This is a genomic window from Amycolatopsis sp. NPDC004625, assembly GCF_040609695.1.
Taxonomy (GTDB): Bacteria; Actinomycetota; Actinomycetes; order Mycobacteriales; family Pseudonocardiaceae; genus Amycolatopsis.
Genome location: NZ_JBEXKX010000055.1, coordinates 44,614 through 52,008, shown reverse-complemented (window position 1 = coordinate 52,008; position 7,395 = coordinate 44,614). Strand labels below are relative to the sequence as shown.

Sequence of the window (7,395 nt, the reverse complement as noted above, 5' to 3'; positions counted from 1 at the left end):
ATTTAATGCTCTCAAAGGAACCTCATACGAGGTTCAATACATAAGCTCTACTGGCTTAGTTCACTAGCACACTGTTGAGTTCTCAAGCAACACACTTCGGACCGCCGCGCCGCGAAGCGCCTTGGTCTTCGGCTTTTGTTTCAAGCTTTGTTCCAGGGATACCACCCTGGTTCGGGACCACCCACTCTACCACGATCGTGGGAGCTTGGTTCGTGTTCCCGGCGGCCGCTCGGTTTCCCTGGCGACTTGGAGAACTTTACATGCCCCCGAAACCCCCTTGCACAGGGGGGTCCCTTTTTTCGCGCCAGGCCCCTGACCTGCACCGATACCGCCGTCAGGCCGGCTGACGCGAGTCGTGGGTCGCGACGACCGTCAGCACGACCAGAGCGGCGGCGAGGAGGGCGGTCACGTGGATCGGCGCCGGCGTGAACGACGCCGCCAGGACGAGCACCGCCGACACCGGGAAGCCGATGGCGATCGGGCGGCACTCGTTCGTCGGGCCGATGTGCAGCAGCCAGACGCTCAGCAGGAAGACCGCGACCGGGATCGTGGTCGGCAGCGCCGCCGCCACGCCGCCGAGGTGCAGCGTCCCCGTGTCGTAGGCGACCGCCACCTCGAGGCCGGCGCCGACGGCCGCCGCGGACGCGAAGATGAAGTAGTGGCCGTACCCCCAGCTCATCGACGTGAACATGGTCGGGCGGCGGACGAGCCGCGCGTGCCCCGGCCGGTCGAAGTACAGCCACCACATCGAGAACACCAGGACGAGGCCGGCCGCGGCCAGCGAGATCAGCGCGCCCAGGTGCCCGGTCTCCGACGTGCCCTCCTTGACCGCGTTCGTCGCGCCGAGGATCACTTCGCCGAGCACGATCAGTGTGAACAGGCCGTACCGCTCGGCGATGTGGTGCGGGTGCCACGTCGTCCCGCCGCTGCTCTCGGCCCACACCGGCACCGCGAGCTCGGCCAGCACCAGCACGACGAACGCGACGGCGCCCGCGGTCCCCGGCACCCACAGCCGCGCGATCCACAGCGCCTGGACCACCACGATCCCGGCGGCGTAGCGCAACGCGGCCGGGCGGCACTCCGGCTCCGACCGCGCCGCGCGCAGCCACTGGACCACCATCGCCAGCCGCATCAGGACGTACCCGGCGACGATCACCCGGAAGTCGCCCTCGAACGCGCTCGACACCCCGGCCGCGATGGTCAGCCCGCCGGCGATCTGCACGAGCGTGGCCAGCCGGTACGGGACGTCGTCGGTGTCGAACGCGGAGGCGAACCAGCTGAAGTTCAGCCAGCCCCACCAGATCGCGAAGAACACCATCGCGAAGGACGTCACGCCGTGGGCGGCGTGCCCCTCGGCCAGCGCGTGGTGCAGCGCGGCCGCGGCCTGGCCGACGGCGACCACGAAACACAGGTCGAACAGCAGCTCCAGCGGCGTCGCGACGCGGTGGTGCTCGCCGCGGTCGCGGGACCGCATCGGCCGGTACCAGACCCGGACCCCGGACGGCTGCTCGGTCATCGGGACTCCCCCGCGTCGGCCTCGGTCGGACGCGATCATCCCAGCACGATCAGGGCGGGAGGGGTGCGTGCGACACGGGTGAAGCAGACGGGCGGGCCTGGTTCCCCCTCACCCGGGCCCGCCCGCCACCGTCACGCGCCGGCGGGCACCGATGGGCAGCCCTTCCGCGAGTGCCGGACGGTCCCCCGCGGACGCCGACACCCACTGGACGGAAGGTGACCGAGTGTGTCCATTCCCTCGAACTCCGGACGCCTCGATCGCTCAAGCCGGTCACCCCATCCCCGGGTGGCCGACTGATTGCCACTGTCGGTAGCCGTAGCCGCGCAGTGAAGGCTCCATAAGATCTACCCGGTTGCTCTCCGTAGCACCAGTGTCTTTCCGTGCTCGTCACTCGGATGGAGCATCGCGAATCTGCGGAAAGTAGTGTTCTAGCTCCGGTGGACGTCGGCCGCGGACGTTTCGGCCTCGCGCGCCTCGCGTTCGTCTTCGGAAGCCCGGCGACGGCGGGCCCGCAGTTCGGCGATCGCCAGCGCGAGCGCGCCACACGTCAGGAGGGCCGCGCAACCGAGCGCGACGGTCAGCGCCAGGGGGTAGCCCCGGCCGACGACCAGGCCGAAGACCGACGCGAGGACGGCGGTGCCGATCGCCGTGCCGATCCGCTGCCCGGTCTGCAGCGCACCACCCGCGACCCCGGCCATCCGGACCGGCACGCACTCCAGGGTCAGCGTCGTGTTCGGCGAAATCACCATCCCGCCGCCCACGCCCGCGAACACCAGCGGCAGGGCGAACGCCCACCCGGACGCCGACGGCGGGACCAGCTCGGCGAGCAGGGCGACGGCCAGCAGCCCGACGGCGACCATGGCCAGCCCGGTGACGGTCAGCCGGCGGCCGAAGCGCGGTACCAGCCGCCCGGCGACGGCCGCGGACACCGCCGAGCCGAGCGCGAACGGCGTCACCGACAGGCCGGACTGCAGCGGCGAGTAGCCCAGGCCCTGCTGGAAGAACATCGCGAAGACCAGCCAGATCCCGGCGAACCCGCAGAAGTAGAGCGCGCCGACCGCCGCGCCGGCCGCGTAGCCGGGGGTGCCGGTGAACAGGCGGGTGTCGAGCAGCGGCGACCGGCCGCGCCGGACCACCGAGCGTTCCCAGCGCACGAACGCGAACCCGAACACCGCGGCGACGACGAAGAGCCACCACAGGTGCTTGAAGCCGCCGCTGTCGGAGTCGATGACGGGCAGCAGCACGCCGAGCACGGCGACCGCCAGCAGGGCGATGCCGACGAAGTCGATCTCCGAGGAGACCCTGAGCTGCTGTTTTTCGCTGCGTGGCAGCAGCCGCAGGGCGAGGACGAAGGCGAGGACGCCGATCGGGACGTTGACGTAGAACACCCAGCGCCAGCCGTCCGCGGCGCCGAAGACCGCGATGATGGCGCCGCCGAGGATCGGGCCGACCGCCGTCGAGATCCCGACGACCGCGCCGAACATGCCGAAGGCGCGCCCGCGCTCGGCGCCGCGGAAGAGGTCCTGGATCAGGCCGGTGTTCTGCGGGGTCAGCATGCCCGCGGCCAAGCCTTGGGCGAGGCGGGCGAGCACCAGGGTCGTCTCGTTGGGCGCGGCGCCGGCCAGTGCGCTGGTGAGGACGAACCCGGCGAGGGCGCCGAGGAACATGTTCCGCCGGCCGAACGCGTCCCCGAGGCGGCCGCCGGTCACCAGGACCAGGCCGAACGCCAGGGCGTAGCCGGAGACGACCCAGCGGATCCCGCCGCTGCTCGCGTTCAGGCCGGTCTGCATGGACGGGAGCGCGACGTTGACGATGCTGACGTCGAGCAGGCCCATGAACCCGGCCGTGAGCGAGACGGCAAGCGCTTTCCAGCGCCGGGGATCGGGTTCGTACGACATCGGGGAGCTGACCTCACGCGTGTTCACCGGGCGGGGATACCCCACTCAGCAAACACGAAAGGCGGGATCCGCGCGCGTTGTGCCCGCGGATCCCGAGCCCGTCACGTCGACGCCGTGATCCCGCGGATGCCCTTCAGCTCGCCGATCAGCATCGAGCTGACCTTCACCGGGTAGTCGTAGAGGGCGAAGACCGTCTGGTTCTTGCCCACCAGCTTGAGGTGCACCGGGGTCTCACCCTTGTGGGCCAGCAGCGTGGACCGCAGCTCGCTCACCACCGACTGGTCGATCTTCTCCGCCGCCGCCAGCAGGACCAGCGGTGGCTCGTCGTCGCCGTTGCCCGTGCCGACCTCGGACAGGTCGAGCGTCGCAAGGCCGCCGCCGAAAACGGACATCTTGTCTTCGCGCCAGTTGACCCGGCCCTTGACCAGGACCGCGTTGTCCTCGATCAGCTCGCCCGCGAAGAGCGCGTACGACTTGGGGAAGAACAGCACCTCGAGGGACGCGTCCATGTCCTCGACCGTGCAGATGGCCCAGGGCTCGCCCTTCTTGTTGACCCGCCGTTCCAGCGAGGTGATCAGCCCGGAGATCACCAGCTCGCCTTCCTTCGGCGGATCGTTGAGGATGCTCGCGATCGGCTTCGGGGCGTGCTTGCGCAGGATCCGCTCGGCGCCGTCCAGCGGGTGCGCCGAGACGTACAGGCCCAGCATCTCGCGCTCGTACGCCAGCAGCTGCTTGCGCGGGTACTCCTCCTCGCCGAACTTCAGGTGCGCGAGCGGGGACGACGACGGTGCCGCCTCCCCCTCGTCGCCGCCGAAGCCGAACAGGTCGAACTGGCCCATCGCCTCCTGGCGCTTGAGGGGGACGACCGCTTCGACCGCGTCCTCGTGGACCTGGATCATCGACAGCCGCGTGTGGCCGAGGGAGTCGAAGCCGCCCGCCTTGATCAGGGACTCGATCACCCGCTTGTTGCAGGCCACGAGCTCGGACTTGTCGAGGAAGTCGGTGAAGGTGGCGTACTTGCCCTTCTCCTCGCGGGTCTTGATGATCGACTCGACGACGTTCGCGCCGACGTTGCGGACGGCACCCAGCCCGAAGCGGATGTCGTCCCCGACGGCCGCGAACCGCAGGGCCGATTCGTTGACGTCCGGCGGGAGCACCTTGATGCCGAGCCGGCGGCACTCGGACAGGTAGACGGCCGACTTGTCCTTGTTGTCCCCCACCGAGGTGAGCAGGGCGGCCATGTACTCGGGCGTGAAGTTCGCCTTGAGGTACGCGGTCCAGTACGAGATCAGGCCGTACGCGGCCGCGTGGCTCTTGTTGAACGCGTACCCGGCGAACGGGAGGATCGTGTCCCAGAGCGCCTTGACGGCCTCGGCGGAGAACCCGCCCGGGACCAGGTCACTGGCCTTCATCCCGGCCTCGAAGCCGTCGTACTCGAGGTCGAGGACTTCCTTCTTCTTCTTGCCCATCGCGCGGCGCAGCACGTCCGCGCGGCCCATCGTGTAGCCGGCCACCTTCTGGCCGATGTGCATGATCTGCTCTTGGTACACGATCAGGCCGTAGGTGTCGGCCAGGATCTCCCGCAGCGGCTCGTCGAGCTCCGGGTGGATCGGCTTGACCTTCTGCCGGTTGTTCTTCCGGTCGGCGTAGTCGTTGTGCGCGTTCATGCCCATCGGGCCGGGGCGGTAGAGCGCGCCGACCGCGACGATGTCGTCGAACACCGTGGGTTCCATGCGGCGGAGCAGGTCTCGCATGGGCCCGCCGTCCAGCTGGAACACGCCGAGCGTGTCGCCGCGGGCGAGCAGCTTGTAGGTCTCGGGGTCCTCGACGCCCAGGGTGTCGAGGTCGATGTCGATCCCGCGGTTGGCCTTGATGTTGTCGATCGCGTCACCGATGACCGTCAGGTTCCGCAGGCCCAGGAAGTCCATCTTGAGCAGGCCGATGGCCTCGCACGACGGGTAGTCCCAGCCGGTGATGATCGAGCCGTCGTCACGCTGCCAGAGCGGGATCGCGTCGGTCAGCGGGTCGCACGACATGATGACCGCGCAGGCGTGCACGCCCGCGTTGCGGATCAGGCCCTCGAGGCCGCGGGCGGTCTCGAAGATCGTCTTGCACTCTTCGTCGGTCTCGACCAGCGCGCGGACCTCGGCGGCCTCGCCGTAGCGCTCGTGCTTGTTGTCGACGATGCCCGAGAGCGGGATGTCCTTCGCCATGATCGGCGGCGGCAGGGCCTTGGAGATCTTGTCCGCGATCGCGTAGCCCGGCTGGCCGAAGTGGACGCGGGCGGAGTCCTTGATCGCCGCCTTGGTTTTGATGGTGCCGAAGGTGATGACCTGGGCGACCTTGTCCGCGCCGTACTTCTCGGTGGCGTACCGGATCATCTCGCCGCGCCGGCGGTCGTCGAAGTCGATGTCGATGTCGGGCATCGAGACGCGCTCGGGGTTCAGGAACCGCTCGAACAGCAGCTTCTGCGGGATCGGGTCCAGGTTGGTGATACCGAGCACGTACGCGACCAGCGAACCGGCGGCCGAACCACGGCCGGGGCCGACCCGGATGCCGACCTTGCGGGCGTAGCTGATGAGGTCGGCGACGATCAGGAAGTAGGCCGGGAAGCCCTTGCCGATGATGACGTCGAGCTCGATCTCGATGCGCTCGTTGTAGTACTCGTCCGGCACGCCGTCCGGGAACCGCCACTTGAGGCCGCGCTGGACCTCTTCGCGCAGCCAGGTGCCCTGGTCGTAGCCCTCCGGGACCTCGAAGAACGGCAGCCGGTCCTTGTGCGAGTAGACCTCTTCGTAGGACTCGACGCGCTCGGCGATCATCAGCGTCGTGTCGGCCGCGCCCGGGACCTCCTTGTCCCAGTACTCGCGCATCTCGGCGGCGGACTTGAGGTAGTAGCCGTCGCCGTCGAACTTGAACCGGGTCGGGTCGTTGAGGGTCTTGCCCGCCTGGACGCACAGCAGCGCCGAGTGCGTGTCCGCCTGGTCCTTGGTGACGTAGTGCGAGTCGTTGGTGGCGATCGGCTTGAGGTCGAGCAGCCGGCCGACCTCCAGCAGGCCCTCGCGGACCGACCGCTCGATCGGCAGGCCGTGGTCCATCAGCTCGAGGAAGAAGTTGTCCGCGCCGAAGATGTCCTTGTAGTCGGACGCGGCCTGGATCGCCGCCTCCTTCTGGCCCAGCCGCAGCCGGGTCTGCACCTCGCCGGACGGGCAGCCGGTGGTGGCGATGATGCCGGCGTGGTTCTCGGAGATCAGCTCGCGGTCCATCCGGGGCTTGCGGTAGTAGCCCTGCATGCTGGCCAGCGAGGACAGCTTGAAGAGGTTCCGCAGCCCGGTGGCGTTCTGCGCGAGCATCGTCATGTGGGTGTAGGCACCGGCGCCCGAGACGTCGCCGCCCTCACCCAGCTCGTCGGAGCCGCGCTGGTTCGACTGCCCCCAGAAGACCGGCTTCTTGTGGAACCGCGACTCCGGCGCGATGTAGGCCTCGATGCCGATGATCGGCTTGAGGCCGTGCTTCTTCGACTGCTGGTAGAACTCGTCGCCGCCGTACATGTTGCCGTGGTCGGTCATGCCGACCGCGGGCATGCCGAGGCGCGCCGCCTCCGCGAAGAGGGGAGCGATCTTCGCCGCACCGTCGAGCATCGAGTACTCGGTGTGGACGTGCAGGTGGACGAAGGAATCGTTCGACACCAGCGAAAACCTCCCCTAGGTGGATCGGACCGGCGCGCGGCGGGTCTCCCACCTTATCCCGCACTCGCCGGGCTTGATTGTGCGCCTCCGGAGCCCGCGGCGGGCGGCGCGACGCGCCCCGCGTTCGGGCGGAAACGATCACGACACGCGCCGCGGCCGGGCGGTCACGCGCGGCGGCCGGGGACACCCGCCGTGGGGAAGTGTTTATTGGGTGCAGAAAAAGCCTAAACAAAAGCAGAACCACCCGGCGGGCGGGTGGAAGAAAACCGCCCCGCCCGAGCACAAGGCGGGG

General features: G+C 69.1%; 3 protein-coding genes. All 3 read right to left on the bottom strand.

Features of this window, described 5'->3' with window-relative positions:
- Positions 1-334: 334 nt before the first annotated feature.
- Positions 335-1,516, bottom strand: a complete 1,182-nt coding sequence (locus tag ABZW17_RS39935; RefSeq protein WP_354826081.1) for a low temperature requirement protein A — start codon at positions 1,514-1,516, stop codon at positions 335-337.
- A gap of 428 nt (positions 1,517-1,944) precedes the next feature.
- Positions 1,945-3,414, bottom strand: a complete 1,470-nt coding sequence (locus ABZW17_RS39930; protein ID WP_354826091.1) for an MFS transporter — start codon at positions 3,412-3,414, stop codon at positions 1,945-1,947.
- Positions 3,415-3,515: 101 nt separating this feature from the next.
- The gene (gene dnaE / locus ABZW17_RS39925) at positions 3,516-7,103 is read right to left on the bottom strand and encodes a DNA polymerase III subunit alpha (RefSeq protein ID WP_354826078.1); all 3,588 of its coding nucleotides are present in this window, start codon (positions 7,101-7,103) and stop codon (positions 3,516-3,518) included.
- Between the last annotated feature and the right edge of the window lie 292 nt (positions 7,104-7,395).

Coding starts and splice junctions, on each gene's coding strand:
- ABZW17_RS39935 (WP_354826081.1), bottom strand. CDS start 1,516: ATGACCGAGCAGCCGTCCGGGGTCCGGGTCTGGTACCGGCCGATGCGG.
- ABZW17_RS39930 (WP_354826091.1), bottom strand. CDS start 3,414: ATGTCGTACGAACCCGATCCCCGGCGCTGGAAAGCGCTTGCCGTCTCG.